This window comes from Rhodococcus sp. NPDC049939, assembly GCF_040656415.1.
In the GTDB taxonomy this organism is placed as follows: domain Bacteria; phylum Actinomycetota; class Actinomycetes; order Mycobacteriales; family Mycobacteriaceae; genus Rhodococcus_F.
On record NZ_JBFAMC010000006.1, the window covers coordinates 23,371 to 44,057 of the forward strand.

The 20,687-nt window shown below is 61.9% G+C and carries 19 protein-coding genes and 1 riboswitch; of the genes, 13 read left to right on the plus strand and 6 right to left on the minus strand.

What is annotated here, in order from left to right; genetic code table 11:
• Positions 1-41: 41 nt before the first annotated feature.
• Positions 42-1,400, minus strand: a complete 1,359-nt coding sequence (locus tag AB0I57_RS18395; RefSeq protein ID WP_358338394.1) for a hypothetical protein — start codon at positions 1,398-1,400, stop codon at positions 42-44.
• A 232-nt stretch (positions 1,401-1,632) separates the two neighbouring features.
• Between AB0I57_RS18395 and AB0I57_RS18400 the strand changes: the two genes are divergently transcribed.
• A complete protein-coding gene (locus AB0I57_RS18400; protein WP_358338397.1) occupies positions 1,633-3,282 on the plus strand; it encodes a YncE family protein in 1,650 nt (549 codons plus the stop codon).
• A gap of 164 nt (positions 3,283-3,446) precedes the next feature.
• Here AB0I57_RS18400 and AB0I57_RS18405 read toward each other — a convergent pair whose 3' ends face one another.
• The 3 genes from AB0I57_RS18405 to AB0I57_RS18415 form a co-directional block, all read right to left on the minus strand.
• Complete coding sequence (locus tag AB0I57_RS18405; RefSeq protein ID WP_358338400.1) at positions 3,447-4,337, minus strand: hypothetical protein; 891 nt, start codon at positions 4,335-4,337, stop codon at positions 3,447-3,449.
• A 405-nt stretch (positions 4,338-4,742) separates the two neighbouring features.
• The gene (locus tag AB0I57_RS18410; RefSeq protein WP_358338401.1) at positions 4,743-5,057 is read right to left on the minus strand and encodes a hypothetical protein; all 315 of its coding nucleotides are present in this window, start codon (positions 5,055-5,057) and stop codon (positions 4,743-4,745) included.
• A 607-nt stretch (positions 5,058-5,664) separates the two neighbouring features.
• Positions 5,665-5,778: riboswitch (SAM riboswitch) on the minus strand.
• 259 nt (positions 5,779-6,037) lie between these two features.
• Positions 6,038-7,165, minus strand: a complete 1,128-nt coding sequence (locus AB0I57_RS18415; RefSeq protein WP_358338404.1) for a phosphatidylinositol-specific phospholipase C domain-containing protein — start codon at positions 7,163-7,165, stop codon at positions 6,038-6,040.
• Positions 7,166-7,467: 302 nt separating this feature from the next.
• Here AB0I57_RS18415 and rpsF point away from each other — a divergent pair, with 302 nt between their 5' ends.
• The 9 genes from rpsF to AB0I57_RS18460 all read left to right on the plus strand — a co-directional run bounded on the left by rpsF (position 7,468) and on the right by AB0I57_RS18460 (position 14,036).
• On the plus strand, positions 7,468-7,755 hold the full coding sequence (gene rpsF / locus AB0I57_RS18420; protein WP_358338407.1) for a 30S ribosomal protein S6: 288 nt from the start codon (positions 7,468-7,470) through the stop codon (positions 7,753-7,755).
• A 65-nt stretch (positions 7,756-7,820) separates the two neighbouring features.
• Positions 7,821-8,342: a single-stranded DNA-binding protein gene (locus AB0I57_RS18425; RefSeq protein WP_358338410.1), complete on the plus strand. Its 522-nt coding sequence runs from the start codon at positions 7,821-7,823 to the stop codon at positions 8,340-8,342.
• Positions 8,343-8,380: 38 nt separating this feature from the next.
• Positions 8,381-8,623: a 30S ribosomal protein S18 gene (gene rpsR, locus AB0I57_RS18430; protein WP_358338413.1), complete on the plus strand. Its 243-nt coding sequence runs from the start codon at positions 8,381-8,383 to the stop codon at positions 8,621-8,623.
• Positions 8,624-8,640: 17 nt separating this feature from the next.
• Positions 8,641-9,096 carry a 50S ribosomal protein L9 gene (gene rplI / locus AB0I57_RS18435; RefSeq protein WP_358338416.1) on the plus strand — a complete coding sequence of 152 codons (456 nt, stop codon included), beginning with the start codon at positions 8,641-8,643 and terminating at the stop codon, positions 9,094-9,096.
• 502 nt (positions 9,097-9,598) lie between these two features.
• Entirely contained in the window at positions 9,599-11,758 is a 2,160-nt protein-coding gene (dnaB, locus tag AB0I57_RS18440; protein ID WP_358338419.1) for a replicative DNA helicase, read from the plus strand.
• A 364-nt stretch (positions 11,759-12,122) separates the two neighbouring features.
• The gene (locus AB0I57_RS18445; protein WP_358338421.1) at positions 12,123-12,632 is read left to right on the plus strand and encodes a hypothetical protein; all 510 of its coding nucleotides are present in this window, start codon (positions 12,123-12,125) and stop codon (positions 12,630-12,632) included.
• 217 nt (positions 12,633-12,849) lie between these two features.
• Positions 12,850-13,017, plus strand: coding sequence for a hypothetical protein (locus AB0I57_RS18450; protein WP_358338424.1), 168 nt, complete (start codon positions 12,850-12,852; stop codon positions 13,015-13,017).
• 287 nt (positions 13,018-13,304) lie between these two features.
• Positions 13,305-13,361, plus strand: coding sequence for an excalibur calcium-binding domain-containing protein (locus AB0I57_RS18455; RefSeq protein WP_358338763.1), 57 nt, complete (start codon positions 13,305-13,307; stop codon positions 13,359-13,361).
• A 147-nt stretch (positions 13,362-13,508) separates the two neighbouring features.
• Positions 13,509-14,036, plus strand: coding sequence for a hypothetical protein (locus AB0I57_RS18460; protein ID WP_358338426.1), 528 nt, complete (start codon positions 13,509-13,511; stop codon positions 14,034-14,036).
• 558 nt (positions 14,037-14,594) lie between these two features.
• Here the strand turns inward: AB0I57_RS18460 and AB0I57_RS18465 are convergent.
• On the minus strand, positions 14,595-15,251 hold the full coding sequence (locus AB0I57_RS18465; RefSeq protein ID WP_358338429.1) for an HAD family phosphatase: 657 nt from the start codon (positions 15,249-15,251) through the stop codon (positions 14,595-14,597).
• A 521-nt stretch (positions 15,252-15,772) separates the two neighbouring features.
• Here AB0I57_RS18465 and AB0I57_RS18470 point away from each other — a divergent pair.
• Positions 15,773-16,123: a hypothetical protein gene (locus tag AB0I57_RS18470; RefSeq protein ID WP_358338432.1), complete on the plus strand. Its 351-nt coding sequence runs from the start codon at positions 15,773-15,775 to the stop codon at positions 16,121-16,123.
• 139 nt (positions 16,124-16,262) lie between these two features.
• Here AB0I57_RS18470 and AB0I57_RS18475 read toward each other — a convergent pair whose 3' ends face one another.
• Entirely contained in the window at positions 16,263-17,207 is a 945-nt protein-coding gene (locus tag AB0I57_RS18475) for an alpha/beta hydrolase (RefSeq protein WP_358338434.1), read from the minus strand.
• 113 nt (positions 17,208-17,320) lie between these two features.
• Between AB0I57_RS18475 and AB0I57_RS18480 the strand changes: the two genes are divergently transcribed.
• Together AB0I57_RS18480 and AB0I57_RS18485 are read left to right on the plus strand one after the other, a co-directional pair.
• On the plus strand, positions 17,321-18,271 hold the full coding sequence (locus AB0I57_RS18480; protein ID WP_358338437.1) for a WYL domain-containing protein: 951 nt from the start codon (positions 17,321-17,323) through the stop codon (positions 18,269-18,271).
• A gap of 367 nt (positions 18,272-18,638) precedes the next feature.
• On the plus strand, positions 18,639-20,651 hold the full coding sequence (locus tag AB0I57_RS18485; protein WP_358338440.1) for a hypothetical protein: 2,013 nt from the start codon (positions 18,639-18,641) through the stop codon (positions 20,649-20,651).
• Positions 20,652-20,687: the final 36 nt, after the last annotated feature.

Here is a 20,687-nt window from a genome sequence, read left to right on the forward strand (position 1 = left end):
AGTATAGACGTCGCCGTCCATGCCAACGATCCGTGCACCGGTCAGATGTCTCTACCCGCAGCAACTTTCGGATAGGACGGCAGTACGGGTTCGGTGTCGTTTGCGATCACTTGGCGGCGTAGGTCGGCGCGCAGGAAGACGAAGAACAGCACGACGAGCAGTCCGGCTCGACCCCACACCCCGAACTGCACAAGTAGTTCGAATGTCGTCGGGTCGGTTTGGGCGACCAGTGCCCCGAAATACTTGAACACACCGATACCCAGCGACAGGTCGGCGACCAGATACGCCGCCACGAGACCCCAAGGCACGCGTAGCAACACGAAGAAGGGGACGAGCCACAGTGTGTACTGCGGCGAATGCACCTTGTGCAATAGCAGGAATCCGCAGAGCATGGCGGCGCTGACCGGGATCCACGGGTACAGGCCCTCGCGCTGGTACCGCAACCAGCCCAGCCGCAAAGCAACCGCGAAAGCTGCGCATACGAGCAGCGGCGAGACGATGCCCACGGTCTGGTCGTACGGCGACAAGGGAGGCTGGGCGTTGTCTGCTCCGAACAACGGTCTCAGACCCCAGTACCAGATGGAGTTGGTGGTGATGTCTGCCAACCGATTTTGCTGGAACGTGAATGATGCGCGCCAGCCTTCGTACGAGATCAGGGCGAACGGCAGATTCACCGCCACCACGGTGGTGATCGCCGCCGCCCCGACCATGACGGCACCACGAACGTCGTACCGGCGTTCGGCCGCGCTGTTGCGCGTCAGGACGTAGGCGATCAGCGGAAGCACGAACGCACCCGGATACAGCTTGAGGCAAAAGCCGAGGCCCAGGAGTACCGCCGCGATGACCGCACGGGTGCGCAGAGGAATGCGTTCGAGGGACATCACGAAGATTGCGGCCACCGACATGGCGATCACCGGCAGTTCCCAGTTGTGGAATGCGTACAGCACCAATGGCGGGGTAATCGACCAGAGCAGAGCCCACCAGCCGGCCAGGCGTCCGAGCATCCACGCTGTGAGAAGACCGAACGGGGCGAGGATCAATGCCGAATGCAGGAGGAAGTCGGCGTCGGTGTGTGAACCGATGCCACCGAGCCACATCAGAACACCACTGAGCACCGGGTACTCCACAGTGCCGCCAATCAGTTTGCCATCGGAGCTGATTCCGCCGGTGAGATAGGGGAATACGTGCAAGTTGACGTCGCGGCCCAGCCACAGGAGCTGGATGTCGGAGTAGCAGACCTGGGTGTCTTTGATCCGGTCGAAGATCAGGCTGCGCCCGGACTCGTCGAACGGCGGACCGGCGCATCGAGCCTTTTGTAGATAGCCGGCGACCATGGCCAAACCGGCCAATCCGACGACGATCGCCGTGATCGGCGTCCGCTGCCGAACTCCGATGTTCATGGATTCACACTAGTGGCCCGTCGGTGCCACGCTCCGGCGTTGTGAGGAACTGCGCATGTCGTCTGAGTGAATGATCGAAAACCGTTCGTCCGGCCGAGAAATTGACTTGCGGGTGGTTTGCGGTGCTTGTTCGTCGGCGGTGCCGATCCGGTGAGGCCCAGAACTGTTGACTGTCAGCTTGTTCCGAGTAGTCCTGATAAAAACGACTGTTCGTTATGTATGTTCTTTGGGCGTGGTCACCTCCTGTGGCTACCTCCCGTGGCCCGTGCCCGGGGTGCAGATTCTGTCGGAAGGGCACAACATCTTGGCCACAATTGATCGGCCGCGCTCACGCGTCGGATCGGCGCGGATGTCGGCGGTACTCGGCGGCACTGTTCTCGCCGCAGCCACATTCCTCACTACTGCTGTCGGGTCGGCGGCCGCTGACGTCGTCATCGACACGGTCACGGTAGAGGAGGGAGCAGGCGGGGTGGCGATCACCCCAGACGGTGCCTACGCCTACGTCGCAAACCAGAACGGTAACGTCGCTAACCAGAACGGTAACTCTGTGTCGGTGATTGCTACTGCCACCAACACGGTCACTGCCACCATTCCGGTCGGCGAAGGACCGTCTGGCATGGCGATCACCCCGAACGGCGCCTTCGCCTACGTCACCAATCTGGTTGACAACTCGGTGTCGGTGATCGATACCGCGACCAACACTGAGATCACAACCGTGCCGATCGGCGGCACACCGAGCGAGGTGGCAATCACCCCGGACGGTGCTCTCGCCTACGTCACCAACATTCATGGTCACTCGGTGTCGGTGATCGATACCGCCACCAACACGGTCATCACCTCCGTCCCGGTTGGTAACGTGCCGTTCGGGGTGGCATTCACACCTAACGGTGCTCTCGCCTACGTCGCCAACTTTCAAGATGACTCGGTGTCGGTGATCGATACCGCTACCAACACCGTCGTCACCACCGTCCTAGTCGGCGACCAACCGATCGCGGTGGCGTTCACTCCTGACGGTGCTCTTGCCTACGTCACCCATCAGGGCGATAACTCGGTGTCGGTGATCGATACCGCCACCAGTACTGTCGTCACTACCGTCCTGGTCGGCGACCGACCAAACGGGATCGCGATCACTCCGGACGGTGCCCTCGCCTACGTCGCCAACTATGGTGCCGAATCGGTGTCGGTGATCGATACCTCCACCAACATGGTTGCCACCACAATCGCGGTCGGCGACCGACCGTCCGGAGTGGCGATTACCCCGAACGGCACCCACGCCTACGTCACCAACTGGTTCGACGGCACGGTGTCGGTGATCGAGGTCGGTATACCAGCCGCCATCACCGGTGCACCGGTTGCCGGTGTTGTCGGCGAGGTCTACGAGCACACCTTCGAGGTGACCGGTAGCCCGGTGCCGACGGTGGCGGTGACCGCCGGTGACCTGCCGGAGGGGCTGGTGTTGAGTGAGCAGGGTGTGCTGTCGGGCACCCCGACCGCTGCCGGGACGTATCAGTTCACGGTGACCGCGTCGAACGGGGTCGGTGAGGACGCGGTTCTCGACGTGACGCTGGAGGTCGGGCAGGTCGCGGGGATCACTGGCGCACCGGCTGCCGGTGTTGTCGGCGAGGTCTACGAGCATGTGTTCGAGGTGACCGGTAGCCCGGCGCCGACGGTGTCGGTGACCGCCGGGGATCTGCCGGACGGGCTGGTGTTGAGTGAGCAGGGTGTGTTGTCGGGTACCCCGGCCGCTGCCGGGACGTTCGAGTTCACGGTGACTGCAACCAATGGGGTTGGTGACGACGCGGTCCTCGACGCCACCCTCGACGTCACAGCCGCGACGGAGCCCGGCTCGTCCGACTCCTGGGGAAGCTCGACCGGGAGCTGATTCGCGGACTTCAGCGCGCTGGGTTCAATGATCTGCCCGCCCTGATGTAGACCGCACCAAATGGCCGCCCACCCTACAGTGGGGTGGGCGGCCACTTCCCGTTCTTGCCCGCGACGCAACTCGGGCCGCAACCCCTCGAGAACGAGCCGGCCACCACACTTCGTCTAGTCGAGTTGGGCCGCCTCCGAAATAGTCAGCCGGTGCAGATCCACGAGACGCTCCTTGGTCAGCACATCGTTCGCGTATCCGCCCGCAAGTGTGAAGGCGATCGGGGTGTCCCGGTTTTTGGCCCACTCGAACACCATGCGCTCACGCTCGGCCAACACCTCGGTGGTGATCCCGGTGAGACCACCGACGTCGCAGTCCTCGTGGGGGTCCATCCCGGCGTTGTAGAGCACCAGGTCGAACTGCGGGTCTCTCAGGCTGTCGACCTCGGCCAGTGCCGCCTCGCACTCGAGCAGGTAAGTGTCGGGGTCCATGACGAACCGGTACCGAAAGCGGTCGGTCTCGTCGTAGTCGTCGAATGTGCTGACTGCTATGTCGGTCTGCCAGACGTGCGGGTTGTCGCTGGCCGTCGAGCGGGTACCGCCACCACCGTGCGCGTCGAAGTCGACGATCAGCACATCCCTCGCGCCAGCGTCACGGGCGAGTATCGCGGCCAGCGACAGACCGTTGAAGGTGCAGAACCCGGCACCGGTGTTGCGGCGCGCGTGATGCAGTCCTGATGACAGGGTGCCCGCTACGCCCTCCTCGAGCGCGGCCAGGGCCGCGTCGACCATGCCTCCGGTAGATGCAGTGGTCGCTGTCCAGATGCCCTCGTCCCATGCGAAACCCTGGGACTCGGCCAGGTGTTTCGGGTGGCCGGTACGTACGGCATCGATGTAGTCCCGGTCGTGGATGAGCGCTAGCTGTGAGGCGTGGACGGGGGTCGGCTCGACTGTCTCGACGCCCGCGATGGGATTGTCGATCAGCGAGTCACACACCTCTTCCGACTTGCGGGTGGTGTCGAAGGAGTACTTGGCTGCGATGTAGTCGGGTGAGTAGAAGACCTTCATCGATTGGTGTCCTTCCGGTACGTGGTGTGCTCGTGGGATCACTTGTTGGTTCCGGTTTTTCGGTGTTCGCACGTCCGATTGGACGTCATTCACACGGGAGCTGGGGGGACACCCGCGGCATCCGCATTCGTTACCGCGAGCCGCCCCGAGATGAAGAAGGGATGTGCAGTGAGTCGGGGCTTGGCTTCCGCATCTCGTGAAGCTAGTGAAACGGTACGGCAGGTGTACGACAGATTCGCGCCTCGCGAGGCGTTCCGGCGTACAGCATGGGGTCGAAGGTCCAAACGAATGAAAAAGGAATCCCGTCGCGGCCGGTCAGGGCTGTATCAGCGGACGATGCTGTGCGAGTGATGGTCTCGGCACTTCGCACCGCGCCCGATGCGCCGCAACGGAACCCTCGACGGCTCAGCTACGGCGTTCTTGTTCGATTGCCGTGAGCAGCTTGGTGAGGCCATCCTTCTTGAGGGTGCCCCGGCTGTAAAGCGCGATGCCGATCTTCTGGATCACATCCAGGGTGTAGCGACGATGCTCGCCCCGACCGACCCGCTTGATATCGAAAGGCTGTCCGTTCTCGTCCGTGATGTCCTGACGCAACACCCAATACACCCACTGGTCGCTCTTCCCGAAAAGACCGGCGGCCTCTTTGGTGCTATAAGTCTTGGTCACCCCAGCCGCCGCAAGAACACCTTGGCCAGCTTCCTTGGTTGAAATCGTGGTCATGCCCTTCTCCTTCATGTGTTCGAGACAATGTGACGAGCTGATGTGCAAGGGCGAATACGCGACGTGCTGTCGCCCGGTCATGGCCAGAGACGCACTCGCAGGTGCGAATTATGTGCTCACTAAATAGAGTTCGGGTGATCGGCTGCTTGTCCGGGGATCGTGCGAGTGCAGGGCCTGGTATGCGTCACCTCAGCGAATGGTCTCGTCGACCCACGACTCCACCTGGCAGAATTACCCGCTCGGTAGGCACGCACGCACTCGTTGGCTCGAGTCGTTGCCTCTTCCGGGCCCGAGGTCTGATCGACGATCTCGATGGCGCGGTCCCAGGCGCCGGGCACACCGGCGGCCTCCAGAATGTCCAGAGCGGGTGTGAATCGGCGCTGGCGGGCTCGGAAGGAAATCCAATTCGGTGACTGCGTGAAGCTGCTGAACTTCGGTTTGGGCGGATCCTGTTGTGCTACAATATCTTCAACGTGTGTGGACAGCTCGGTTGCTGCGGCCTCAGGATCCGCAGCTGCACGCCGTCCAGAGATGAAATAGAGATTGCCGTACGGGATTTGATCATGTTCGGCCATCGAAACTCCTGCGGTTCGGCCCGCCGCGGACGGGGGCGCACTTGCCTGCACCGGTCGGTACAGGCCGCTTCGTCATCCGAACCACCCCGAAAACGCCTTGGGGTTGGTGTGCGGCCAGTCGGAGCTTGGCGCCGCATCTCGTGAAGCTGATTCAACAATACATCAGCAGTCCGACAGATCTGCGTTATTGCTGTTCTTGGGCGAGGCGCCGAGATTTGAGGAGTGTGGCATCCGTGGTGCCTGACGAGTCGCACTTATGGACTCGGCACTCCTGTGCCACAACGGTTCCCGCGACATGCTTCCTCTCGCCTATCGGGCAGCGCCAGTGTCGAAGGCCCGGGTGGACCGACACGGTTTACGTAGGTCGGGCACCCGGGCAGTTGACACTCGAGGGGCGCTTCTCCGTCAGCCCCGGGGAAGAACCTCGGACAGTACCGTCGGTAGCGTCGCCCAGTCTGAGGTGACGATGCTGGCGGAGTGAGTCGCCAGTTCGGCCACCCGAGCCAGGGCCTCCGCTTCGGTTGGCGTCCAGGCGTCGATAGCCGGCGGCACACTTTCGGCGGACGTCATCACCAGCAGATAGCCGTTGTCGCGGTACCACCCGGTGTCGATGTTCCGCGTCACGAATGAGGTCGCACCGCCGTCGAACACCACGAACCAGGGCCGAATCGACTCGTCCTCGTACTTCTTCACTCGTGGATCGCCCGTAACCGCCTCGTTGAGAACTGCAGGGAAGGCGACAGCCTTCTCGAGTTCACCTGTTGCCGCCAGGTCGCGGATATGCGTGGCGTACTCGATGTCGGTCTTGAGGGTATCGAGCGGATTCTGCCCCTCGACTGTTCCAGGGGTCAGATAGAAAAGGAACTTGCCGCGCATCTCGTCACGAGTCGGCCAACCGTTGGTATCCACCGCGTCGTCCAGGGTCTTGCCCGAGTCGCCGACCAAGTCGGCCGGTGTCAGCAGCGCGTCGCCGAGCTGCTCTCTGACGAGCGCGTCGAATTCACTAGGCCCCCGGTCGGAGGCGGCCGATCCGCTGGATGCAGATCCGCTGGATGCCGACCCACTGGACCCGCCGAGTTGGGTTCCGTTGAACCCGTCCTTCATCTCCATCTTGAAGATCACCGGGGGGTGGTTGGGGTTGGCCTCGTGCCAGGTCCGCATATCTTTGAGGCAGCCTTCGAGCCCTTGGTCACGCGCCCCGGTGCGTAACTGCGCCTCCGACTCCGCGCCGACGCAATTGTTGTCGTTGCCAAAGGGATTGGAATGCGAGACCCGCCATCCCGGGCCTGCGATGTTGCTCCACACATCGATTTCGATCAGCGCAGCACCGGAGTCCAGCGCATCGGCGAGGTAGGGGAAGGTGAACTTCTCATAGGCGTTGTGAACGCCGACCGTGGTGGTTTCGTCGTACCCGAGCAATCCGGGATCCACAGGCGGTTCGGCGGAGTTCGCGGTCGCGGGCAGCGAAACCAGGATCGCAGCCGCGGCCGTGAGAGAAGCAACCGCCGTGCGGTTCGGTCGGGAGATTGTCACTGTGTCGCCGCCTTTGTGATGAGGTGAATAGAGCAGCCGGGAGTGTATAGCGACACATGATCGATGCGGGCAATTTTCATCGAACGCGTCGAGCGCTTCGATTCTGTCCGTCGTCTCGCCGTGTCTTCGTCCTGAGCAAGGTGTGCATGGAAGGGAACGCGGCCCGTGGTCGGACCGGACGGCCTGATTTCGCAGGTCAGGGGCTCGTCGTGTAGCCTGCAAAGGTTGCTGACGCAACGACCCTCCTGCCACGGACAGTCCGTGGCCGTTTTTCACTAGTCCACAGGAGGTGATGAGGTCTTATGCGTCAATACGAATTGATGGTCATCCTTGACCCCAGCCTGGACGAGCGCACGGTCGCTCCTTCACTGGATACGTTCCTCAACGTTGTTCGCCAAGACGGCGGCAAGATCGACAAGGTCGATCTTTGGGGTAAGCGTCGCCTCGCGTACGAGATCGACAAGCACAGCGAAGGCATCTACGCGGTGATTGACATCAGCGCTGCTCCCGCCACTGTCGCGGAGCTCGATCGCCAGCTCGGTCTGAACGAGTCGGTGCTTCGCACCAAGGTTCTGCGCCACAACAAGTGATTTCTGTCGGCCACCAGCCTTAGGCTCGTGGCCAACCGAACTCCACATTCTGCAGGAGGAACCACATGGCAGGCGACACAGTCATCACCGTCATCGGAAACTTGACGGCTGATCCGGAGCTTCGATTCACCCCCGCGGGTGCCGCGGTCGCGAACTTCACCATCGCGTCCACGCCCCGCACCTTCGACCGTCAGACCAATGAATGGAAAGACGGCGAAGCCCTGTTTCTGCGCTGCAACATCTGGCGTGAAGCAGCCGAGAACGTTGCGGAGAGCTTGACCCGTGGCTCGCGAGTGATCGCGAGCGGCCGGCTCAAGCAGCGCTCCTACGAAACTCGTGAAGGTGAGAAGCGCACTGTCGTCGAGCTAGAGGTCGACGAGATCGGCCCCTCGCTGAAGTACGCCACGGCCAGGGTCAACAAGGCCAGTCGTGGCGGCGGAGGCGGAGGTGGCTTCGGTTCCTCCGGCGGATCGGGCGGCGGACGTCCGCAATCCACCAGCGGCGGAGATGATCCGTGGGGCAGTGCGCCGCAAGCGCAGGGCTCCTTCGGAAGCTCTGGTGGTGGGAGCGACGAACCCCCGTTCTGATCCGTACCTGATCGGAACATCCAGAAAAGAGCAAACTAATGCCGAAGCCGCCCCAGCGCGAAAAGGTAATGAAGAAGAAGGTCTGCGTCTTCTGCAAAGAGAAGAACACGCAGATCGATTACAAGGACACGACGCTGCTGCGTAAGTACGTCAGCGATCGCGGCAAGATCCGTGCGCGCCGTGTCACCGGCAACTGCGTCCAGCACCAGCGCGACGTTGCCATTGCCGTCAAGAACTCACGTGAGGTGGCGCTGCTGCCTTACGCCTCAGTGGCTCGCTAAGGAAAGGGAGGGAAGACATGAAGCTCATCCTCACCGCTGAAGTGGACAACCTCGGTGCCCCTGGCGACACCGTCGAGGTCAAGGATGGCTACGGCCGCAACTACCTGCTTCCTCGCGGCCTGGCGATCGTTGCCACTCGTGGCGCTCAGAAGCAGGTCGAGGGCATCCGTCGTTCTCAGGAAGCTCGTGCTGTGCGCGGTCTCGACCACGCCAAGGAGCTCAAGGATGCAATCGAGGGGCTCGAGTCGATCTCGCTGTCGGTCAAGACCGCCGGTGACTCGGGCAAGCTCTTCGGTTCGGTTACCGCCACGGACGTTGCCGGCGCGATCAAGGCGGCTGGTGGTCCCGTCGTCGACAAGCGCAACTTGGTGCTGCCGAAGGCTCACATCAAGGTGACCGGCAAGCACGCCATCGCCGTGAACCTGCACCCTGACGTGGTTGCGAAGTTCCACCTGAACGTGGTCAGCGCTTAGCCGTTTCGTTCTTGCAGAACTGAGGCCCCCAAGCTCCTCGGAGCGTTGGGGGCCTCAGTTTGTTTGGCCTGTGAGTTGGTCTATCATCCCTGTGAGTTGTGGGGCGAGACATCTTGCCGGGCGAATGCGATCGGCACGACACGCCCGACTCCCACAAGACGGAAGACACGCCGGACGAGTTTTCATCCACAGTTGTGGGAAACAGAAAATCGACTCTGAGCTTGCATTTTGGGATGATAACGCCCACTTATCCTCAGGTTGTCCCCATGGGGTTAACAAAGGCATCCAGTCGTTTCCACAAACTATCCCCAACCCTGTGCACAGGACGGTTTGAACACCGAGCCACGGGTCCCTAACGTCATTCAGCGTGTCTCCCTGTCTCGGCGGCGTTTGCCGCAAAGAGCCTGAGAAGGTTAGTCGGTAGGGGCGAGTAAAAAGAGTTCGGGGATCACGAGAAGCAGTTCTCGGTAGCAACCTAACAGTGACGTGGAAGGTCGGTCGAGTGGCTGTAGTTGACGATCGGGGGCATTCCGAATTTCCGGGGCCACCCGAGGAACCGGGTGAGGACTTCGGCAGGCAACCTCCAAATGACATGGCAGCCGAGCAGTCGGTGCTGGGCGGCATGCTGCTGAGCAAGGACGCCATCGCCGACGTGCTCGAGGTTCTGCGACCCGGCGACTTCTACCGCCCGGCCCATCAATCTGTGTTCGATTCCATCCTCGATCTCTACGCCCGCGGTGAACCCGCGGACCCGGTGACAGTTTCCGCCGAACTCGAACGCCGGGGTGAACTGCGGCGCATCGGCGGAGCACCGTATCTGGTGACGCTCACGCAGACCGTGCCCACCGCCGCCAACGCCGGGTACTACGCCGACATCGTCGCAGAGAAGGCGATACTGCGACGCCTCGTCGATGCCGGCACCCGGATCGTGCAATACGGCTACACCGGTGCCGACGGGCAGGACGTGACCGAGGTCGTCGACCGTGCGCAGGCGGAGGTCTTCGAGGTCACCGAGCGACGCACCTCCGAGGACTTCGTCCCCCTCGAGGAATTGCTGCAGCCCACGATGGACGAGATCGACTCCATCGCCAGCCGCGGCGGCATCTCTCTCGGCGTTCCCACCGGTTTCGTCGAACTCGACGAGATCACCAATGGCCTCCACCCGGGTCAGATGATCATCGTTGCGGCCAGGCCCGGTGTGGGTAAGGCACTGGCCCTCGACACACCCCTTCCCACCCCCACGGGCTGGACGACCATGGGCGAGGTGCAGGTGGGCGACAACCTGATCGACGCCGACGGCTTGCCCACCCGTGTCGTCGCGGCCACCGACGTCATGCTCGACCGGCCCTGCTTCGAGGTGGAGTTTTCCGACGGCACCGTCATCGTCGCCGACGCCCAGCATCAGTGGCTGACGCGGACCGACGGCGTGGCGGCCGTCCATACCACCGATCAGATTGCCGGTTCGCTGGGGCGTGGGCACCAAGTCGCGCATGCTGGCGCGCTCCAGCTGCCGTCTTCGAGCGTCGAGGTCGACCCCTATGCGTTGGGGGTATCGCTTTCCGGCGGTACTGCGGTGGCAGCCGAGCACGTTCCGGCGGAGTTGTTGCGCGGCTCGGAGATGGAGCGCCGCGAGCTGCTGGCCGGACTGCTCGACGTAGGCGGTTCGGTTGCCGACGACGGTTCGGTGTGCTTCGAGGCCAAGAGTGTTTCGCTCGCCGACGATGTTCACGACCTGGTCGTCGGGTTGGGACACGAGTGTCGCCGCGATGATAATCGCCTCGTCACCTTCTCCGCCGACGAGGAAGTATTCCAGATTCACCGGAAGGCGATCCGGCACAAGGAACTTCGTGGTCCTGTCGGTTCGTCACGGCGAATCGTCGAGGTTCGCCCGATTGACAGCGTCCCGGTCCGCTGCGTCGAGGTGGACAACGCGGAGCACCTCTACCTCGCCGGCCGGTCGATGATCCCGACGCACAATTCCACCCTCGGCATGGACTTCTTGCGCTCGTGCTCCATCAAGAACGGCATGGCGTCGGTCATCTTCTCCCTCGAAATGGGAAAGACCGAGATCGTCATGCGGCTGCTGTCGGCTGAGGCAAAGATCAAGCTCGGTGACATGCGCTCGGGCAAGATGAGCGACGACGACTGGACGAAACTCGCGCGCCGCATGAGTGAGATCAGTGAGGCGCCGCTGTTCATCGACGATTCCCCCAACCTCACCATGATGGAGATCCGCGCCAAGGCCCGACGGCTCAAGCAGAAGCACGACATCAAACTCATTGTGGTGGACTATCTTCAGCTGATGACGTCCGGCAAGAAGGTCGAGTCGCGTCAGCAGGAAGTCTCCGAGTTCTCCCGTAGCCTAAAGCTTCTCGCCAAGGAACTCGAGGTTCCCGTGGTCGCCATCTGTCAGCTCAACCGTGGGCCCGAGCAGCGAACGGACAAGAAGCCCATGGTGTCCGACCTTCGTGAGTCGGGCTCGCTCGAGCAGGACGCCGACATGGTCATCCTGCTCCACCGCCCCGACGCCTTCGAACGCGACGACCCACGCGGCGGCGAGGCCGACCTCATCCTCGGCAAACACCGCAACGGTCCGACCGCGACAATCACTGTGGCACACCAGCTTCACCTGTCCAAGTTCGTAGACATGGCGCGGGGGTAGTTCTCGTCTGGAGAGGAGGGACTCGGCATGATTGTCGACTTCCTCGTTTTAGAAAGTGTGAGCCATTCGAGTCGACTGGACCGCTACCGTGTCGTTTCCGTCGTCGGTGATGTAGGCCAGGGGTGCCGTCCGGGATGACCGCCACTTGTGCCGGAGACGTTCGTAGGGTGTCAGGCCGCCAGTGCCGCGTCACGTTCGTCGTTGGCGACACGACTCACCTAGCTGGACCTCTGATCGAGACACCTCAGGTCGCCGCCGCGACAGCTCGTGTCGGTACTGGACGGAATGCTCCCGACATGAACACCGGACCCGGCGCGGTAGGCGGTAGACAAGCCGCTAGCAAAGAAACCGAGGAGCAGATCACATGAGTACGACTCCGACCAGCCCCGACCCGACCATGGAAGCCATCGTCCACGCCATCACACAAGGACGAGCCGGCGACGATGTGACCGCCCGCCAGGAACTGCTGGGTATCTGGACGACGATCGGTGTCGATGGCGACCCGCTGCACCGCTGCACGCTCGCGCACTACCTGGCCGACCTCTACGAGGACCCTGCCCAGTCTCTCGCCTGGGATATTCGCGCATTGGATGCTGCCGACGCCGTGACCGAGCAGCGAGTGCAAGAACACCACGCAAGTCTGCACATCGCCGGCTTCTACCCCTCCCTACACCTCAATCTCGCCGATAACTACCGTCGACTCGGTTCCTTCGAAGCCGCCGCCGAACACGTGAACGCGGCCCGGGTGCATGCCCCGAACCTTCCCCTGGACTCGTACGGAGACCTTCTTCGTGCCGCTATCGAAGAGGTCGCTGAGGCCATCGCTCACCGAGACACCACCAAGCGTGCATCCGCCCCCGGTCCGACTCGATGACAAACAGGAACACACCCCTCACGATTGAGGGGACGAGGTCGACTCATCAGCGTTGCAGGCCAGGCCGATCGCGCACGCACGTTGCAGCCGAGATGGGGATTTTCTATGCCTGCGCATCCAAATGAGTCAACCGACACCGGCGCTGCGGTTGAAGTTTAGGCCGGGCCGTTAGGAACACTGCTGCTGAAGACCACGAACTCCCATTCCCCCAACACCGTTGGCGATCACCCCGGACGGCACCCGTGCCCATGTCACCGGCGGCGGCAACCGAGTGTCGGTGATCGCGTTCGACCTCGAATCCGATACGGACCCCGGAACCGGATCTCCCGGGACCGGAACCGGGTGTGCCGGAACCGGGTCGCTGGGGAGCCTGTCCGATAGCTGACCCCTGTTGTGCTCCATCGGTGGAGCACCAGCATTATGCGGGGAGGCCTCTTTGACTAGACGAACCGGAGCCAATGTGGAAGACCGGCGTCTGCGGTTGTGGCGTCGGTAACACGACATAAGACGACTTGCCGTGACTTGATGCACCGACTTCAAGTGGTCAAAGGCGGTTTCGGTCGGCATTCGGCGTCGGCGCACATGTGCGCCAGAGTCTTTTCGCAACTTGCCTTTTGAGGCAGCGCATCGTTTCGCGTGATGTCTTACCCTTAGTGACCGCTGTACGCGGGGGTGCCGGACTGCAGCAGCAAGCTCGACAGCGACGGGAACGGCGTCGCCTGCGAGTGAGCATGCCGGGTTGCCAGCGGCCGCTTCGCGTTCCTAGCTGTAATGGATCACCGGCTTCGACCGATACGTCCTGTATGGGCGTAATCGTCCAGCCGGTTCTGGCGCAAATGAACGACCTGACGGAAAACAAGGAAATCAAGTAGGGATATGAAGACACGTATGTTGAAGCGACTGCTCTCGGCGGCGGCCCTGTCCGTAGCGGTGACCGCAGGCGCGGCGGTACCCGCCTCCGCCGTACCGAGCGCGAATCCGTTGGCGCCGATCACCACGGCCGTGTCCAGTGCCTCAGGCAGCGGGAGCGCCGCATCGGCGACGCTGCCCGTCGACACTCTCGTCGCGGCCCGCGCCGCGGGGTTACCCATTTACGAGGCCGGTGAAGTGGTGGTCACCTATGCATCGAAGATGGGCGCGTACTACGCCACCGAATACCGGCGCGTATACGACGTCGACGCCCTGAACTCACCGGCAGCGAAGTTCATCACGTTTGGTGCTAGTGCACCGGACCACTTCCACGTCACCGATGGAGGCGAGGTCGTGGTCAACATGCGCCCGATCGAGCCCCCACAGATTTTTTCGCGGTTGACGTACGACATGACGCCACAAACGTGGCTGAACAGTCCGCCGATCCAGCTCCAAGAGGGTGGTCCCGGCGTAGGCATCGCATTCGTTCGCTAGACGGCGTGGGGTGACCGTCGGGTTCGCGACGGTCACTCCGTTCGGACTTGTGTCATCGGTGTTCGCTGGTACTGGGAGAGAAGGTGCGGCGGATGAGTTCGGCACAAGAAAAGAGGGCCAACCCCTTTGGGCTGGCTCTCTCTTTCGTTTCTAGCCGGAGGCTAGACCCACGTCGAATCTGACAACAGAACTTGTTGGGAACACGCTCGGCGAACACACGCTTCGCGTCCTCCAAACTTGTCAGCGAGGAACTGCCGAACGGGCCACGATCGTCACCGGACACATGTGTGTAAACGAACCGCCCCTTTCCGCCGTCGGTGCGGAACTCGAGCTGGTACTCCATCCGGGATGTATACGCCTCCGGTGACTTCTCCGCAGGCTCTGCGAGATCAGCGGGCTGCGGAGAGGCTGTTCCGTAAACGGAATTTCTCGCTACCCAGCGCACACCAACCATGAGTGACCCGGCAGGGGTGGCCGGACCGGCAGTGGATCCCGCTTTGCAGGAACAGGATTCGGTGCCGGATCTCCCATGCCATGCCATGCCCGTCCGAGAGAAGCTCACCAGCTGGCGATCCACTTCACGATCGCGGGGTCCCGCAGCGTACTGAAGACCACATCTGCGTCCAGCTTGGTGTCGGGCAGGCTTGGCACACCCGCGCAATAGACTCCCGCCGCTCTTGCTGATCGCACACCCGTGCCCGAGTCTTCGAAAAAAGCACTCTGCTGTGGCGTATGCCCGAGCAATCGGCAGGCAGTGAGATACATTTCGGGGGATGGTTTCGGGGAGATCACCTCGTCGGCAGCGATGCTCACCTGAAACATGCCGCCGAACCCCCCGCGTTTCAGCGCGCAATCGAGCAAATCGCGTGGTGAGTTGCTTGCCACTGCTACGGGAACCTTCTCGGCTATCAAGGCCACGAGTTCGTGCGCACCGTCCATGGCCTCCGCCCCGCGGTTGACTGCGTCCGAGACCAGCTCCATGAGTTCCGCTTCGAGAGCAGTCGGTGATACGCCGTCATCGAATAGCTCGGCAAGCGCGGTGCACGCATCACCCAATGATCGGCCGATCAACAGCGCCTTTTGCTCCGCTCCGAAGGGTAGGCCTCGGCGCGCAAACAATTCAGTTTCGGCGATCGTCCAGCATGGCTCGGTATCCATCAGCAGACCGTCACAATCGAACACGACGGCAGCGGGTGTAAATCCTTGAACTGGCATGCGTTCGTTGTCCTCTCCAGGCGGCCAATTGAGGTGCGTCTGTGGGCGTTCCACAACAGCGATGGGTCGAAAGAACTGCGAATCATGGCTGTACGCCGTTTTGTGCCACAAAGATTGAGTCCTATTTGCCGTACTCGCTATGCGCTGCGTCCAGATCGGTGGGGAATATTTCGACGACCGATCCGGACGGGACCGGCCCTGGGCAGTGCTGCGAGCTGGTACGCGTGCAGTCGATACGTCGGCGAACCCTCAACAGGACAGCCTCGGGATGGATCGGACTCGATCGGGCATTGTGCGATCACCGGCTCCGGATGTCCTGTTTACCCATCGTCTTACAGGACAGCTCCACACCGTTCCGCCCACGTCGTCGAAACCCTTTGTCGATATGCAGCGAAGATTAGGCGAAATGCGCGTCCGGCCGAGTCAATCCAGCTCGTGGTGGCTGGTGAGCGAATCAACTGGGATGACGCACCGCCGGTCGACGCCGGTTTCCTCCCGAGGTCTGGATAGTGTGAGGGACCATGAGCGCCATTCCGAGTCACTGGATTCCACACCGCCGTCAGGACGGTGAAGTTGTCGGTTGGATCGACCTGGACTCTCAGGCGCCTGACCTGATCCCCGTCGATCGTCTGGGTTGGCCCCTCGAGCCGGTTTCCGACTGGCCCGCAGCGGAGGAAGCACTTGAGAAGCGCGGCTTGGGTTTTCTGCTGAATCGGTTCCAATACCGCGGACACGCCGTGAGGATCAGGCAGCTCTATGAGGACCGTGTCATCGTCACTACCGCCGTCTCCGACGCTGTCGGTGATGTCGGCGAAGAGTTCACGCTTCCATTCCCTGCCGGGACGGAGCTCACCGAGATCCAAGCCCGCTGAAGGGGGCTGATGGTCGTGACCAAGCGGCGTGCACGGGATGGTGAACTTTCCCGTGCACGCCACCTGGACTCGTGTGCACTACGGCCGATTCGTTCCGTCCGAGCCGGAGGGCATGCTCAACCGTGAAATGCCCTTGGGGCTAGATAACATCCTGCTGTTCCAGCCATTTCAGAATCGCTTGGTTTGTTTCTTCCGGCCGTTCTTGCTGGATCCAATGACCGCAATCCAGATTGACTACTTCCACATTGGGCACGAACTCCGCTAGGTTTTCAGACTTCGCGATCGGATCCCGATCGCCGTAGATCATGAGTGCGGGCTGCCCGATGATCGGGTTCACGTCCGCCAGCAAGTGCCAGTTGCGGTCGAGGTTTCTATACCAATTGATACTGCCTGTGAACCCTGACGCTTCGAAGGCGGAGACAAAGACGGCCAGTTCGCTGTCGCTCATCAAAGGCTCACCAAGTGGTGTTTCTGCTTTGGCGAGATTGATCAACGCCATACCCGGCTGAGGCTCGCTGGGCGGCTCGTTCTTCCGGTACAGGTTGCGAAGGAACCGGAGTGTATTTTCTTCGAATGCAGCGTCCGCCACACCTGGCTGTCGATTGAAGTGGACGAAATAGAAGTCGCCGCCCAGCATGTCCTCCATGACCTCGATCCAGGGCCTTTCTCCGCGATTCTGGTAAGGCAGGCTCAGGTTTATCACTTTGTTGACCCGGTTCGGATGCAACAGGGTCAGTCCCCACACGACGAATGCACCCCAATCGTGGCCGACGAAGGTGGCATCGTCGTATCCGAAGTGATCGAGAAGTGCGACGAGATCACCCGACAAGTGTTCGATGTCGTAGTCCGCTACTTCGGTCGGACGGGATGAGTTCCCGTAACCTCGCTGGTTCGGGACGATGACGTGGTAGCCCGCTTCGGCAAGAGCAGGCACCTGATGGCGCCACGAAAAGGCATGTTCTGGAAAGCCATGACAGAGCACAATCGGGTTTCCTGCATTTTGCCGTCCCGCTTCGAAGACTTCGAGTTCCACACCGTTGACCGAGATCAGGGTGGGCTCGGGAAAATCGGTCGGATCAAACATGGCGTTCCTCTCTGTCTTTTCTTGGCCAGATGGACTCGTCTGTGAGGTCATGTGGACATCTTGCTGACCTAAACCGGTCACCTCCTGACCGGTTTTTGTGAAAAGTTGTGAGGGTGAGCACAGACCGACTAGTGGCCGTCCTCCTCTTGCTGCAACGACGCGGGCAGGTGACAGCGCCAGAGGTCGCCCGAGAGCTGGAGGTCTCCGAACGCACCGCCCGCCGCGACCTCGACGCCCTGGCCAGGGCCGGGGTGCCCCTGTACTCGATGCAAGGCCGAGGCGGCGGCTGGCGCCTCGTGGGGGGCGCCCGCACCGACCTGTCCGGGTTGACCGCGAGCGAGGCCCGCGCCCTGTTCCTGGTTGCAGGCCCGGCCTCGGCTGCGACGCCGGCCGTGAAAGCAGCTCTGCGCAAGCTCGTCCATGCCCTGCCGGAGCCCTTCCGGGTGCAGGCGGAGGCAGCGGCGTCGTCGTTGGTCACGGACCCGGAGCGATGGGGAGCGAGTCCGATCGAGCCACGACAACAGCCCCGCTTCCTCGACGAACTCCAAGACGCGGTGATCCGTGGTGTCCAGGTGCGGCTCGGCTACGTCGACAGCAAAGGCGTCGAAACCGAGAGAACCGTCCACCCGCTAGGCATCGTCGCCAAAGGTCCGTCTTGGTACCTCGTATCCACCACCGAGGCCGGCCAGCGGACCTTCCGGATCGACCGCGTGTCGTACGTCGACCCGACCGACGATCCCGTCCACCGACCTGAGGACTTCGACCTTGCGGAGAGCTGGCGAGAGATCGCCGACGAGGTCGACCGCAAGCGAACGCCCCTCGAGATCCAGGCGGTATGCGAGCCCCACCGGATAGGTCTGCTCCGGATGGCGCTCGGCGGTCGGCTCGAGGTTGGAGGTTCCACGACCGACGGCCGCATCGAGGTCGTGATCCGCGGCCGCGATGAGTACGCACTCGCCGGCGAGCTTGCATGGATGGTCGAATGGCTCGAGGTGACTGGCCCTTCGGGTGTGCGAGACCACCTCGCCTCGATCGGCAACGCGCTCGTCGAGCGATACGCCTGAGACCGTCCCACAGGAACCCCAACTCCAACCCCAGACCGCGCGCCTATTTTGACGGGTGTCGGTAACTTACGCGAGATCCGTCAGAGTGGAGAGGCGTGTCTCGCTAATCCTCGCTGCATCTCGACGGTGTAGTGGCTGGCTCCCAGGCTAAGGGGCGAATTGGGATGTGAGACGAATACGATGCTGCTTGGTATTCGGCAAGACCAGCAATCGATGAATGGTACCCGCTGTCAACTATCAATGATGCTGCTGCCAAAGGGTGACAAAGGGACCAGTTCGTGGCATCTTCTATTGTTCATGTGTGGGGGGGATTGTCGACGCCTGCCACAACCAGAATGATCTAGGTGCTTGGTCAGGAGACTATTCGATGGACACTATTGGAAACACTATAGCGTTGCGCGACAAGCATATTCCGCTCCCGACCCGTGAGGATGCCTATCGGCAGATACTGTTGCTCGGAACGACCGGTGCGGGCAAGACGACCGTTGTGCGTCAATTGTTGGGAACGGACCCAGATCGGGATCGCTTTCCCTCGACCTCGACTGCCAAGACCACGGTCTCCGATACCGAGATAGTTCTTGCGCCGGGTGAATTTCGTGCAGTCGTCACGTTCTTCCCGCGTGCGGAGATCGTCCGCCACCTCGAGGAATGCGCTGTTCGCGCGTCGATATCGATTCTCAACGGGGCCGAACCGAAGTCTGTGCGAGAACATCTCTTGGACCATGAGCAACAGCGATTCCGCTTCAGTTACGTGCTCGGACGTCGCACTGAAGAGAAGGAATCGCTTTCAGCCGCAGCCGATCCGTTCGACGTGTTCGACAACTCCGAGTTCGACGACGCCGAAGATGCCTCAACCGGATTCGAAGCCGATCCCCGGGAGTTGCCGTCGATCGACCTCAGCGAGACCGAGGCTGTCATAAGCAGGGCCCTCGATACGTTGCGAATGCTCGTCACGTCCAACGAGGCCGAAATCCGCCGCGGCCTCGATTCGACCGATGCCGAGAGCGACCGGGACGTGAAGGACCTCTTGGCAGAGGATCTCGAGCGACGAATTCGAGGGGATGCGGAGTTTGCACGGATCATTGATTCGCTGCTCGTCGAGATCGACAAGAGGTTCTTGGCGGTATCGGTGGGAGAGATTGATCGTGGTGACGACGGATGGCCGCGTAGTTGGGTCTGGGACAGTACCGATCGCAAGACGTTCCTGCAGGCGGTGAACAGGTTCTCCTCAAACTATGCGCCGCTCTTCGGGCATTTGCTGTCGCCCCTGGTCGACGGCATTCGTGTGTCGGGACCCTTTGTCCCCACCTGGAATGAAGGAAAGGTGCCGCGACTCGTACTGGTCGACGGTCAGGGTCTCGGGCACAATCCGGCGTCAGCTGCGGAATTGTCGACCCCGGTGACGGAGTGGATCAACCGTGTTGACGTGGTGTTGCTGGTCGACAATGCCGCCCAACCAATGCAGGCCGGGCCGGCGATCGCGATCCGCTCGATCCTCAACTCAGGCAACACGGAGAAGCTCGTGTTCTGTTTCACACACTTCGACGAGGTCACCGGCGACAACTTGGCCACGGCCCGCGACCGCGCGGACCATGTGTTGGCCAGCGCGCACAATCTGGCTACGACGCTTTGTAAAGACAAATCGCTCGCCGAACGATCTCTCCGTCGGCGGCTGGACGGAGCGACGGTATTCCTGTCCAGAATCGACAAGCCGCTCAGTGTAAAGAATTCCGACGGCCGGTTCTCCACTCAGTCGTTCCGAAAGCTCTACAAACTAGTCGAGGACGCGGGCGAGCGTCGTGAGCTGGGGCCCGCCAGGCCGGTTTACGCCAGGACGGATATGCATCGAGCACTGGTCGATGCAATCGGCGACTTTCACACGCGATGGGACGCAATACTGGGACTGAAAGTCTCGCGCTCCGTCGCGAAGGAGCACTGGACCCGGATCAAGGCGCTGAACAAGCGGTTCGCTGAGGGCAGCGCAGAAGAGTACGACACCCTACGGCCGTCGGCGGAGCTGAGGGAGTTCATTAAGGAGGAGCTGTACAAGCGGTTCGAGTTGCCGCGTCGATGGCGGGGGCAGCGGCCGGAAGATGACGACACATTCACCGCAATTGTCGACGAGTTCTCGCAGGCCGTCGCCCGGCGACTCGACAAGCCGATACGGGATCGCTTGTCGGTAGCAGCGCAGCCGGAGTGGCAGCGGGCCTTCGAGCTCCAGGGCCCAGGGTCGACCGGGATGCGCGCCGAGCACATTGCGGAGGACGTTTTCGACTCCTTCGTTGCCGTGCCCACCCCCGGCAATGAGGACTTCTTCAACGCCCTCGAGAGTCTCATCGATGATGCTGCCGAAATCATAGGGGTAACTCTGGAGGCGTGAACACTCGTTGTCGCTGTCAATAACGTTGGCGTGTCG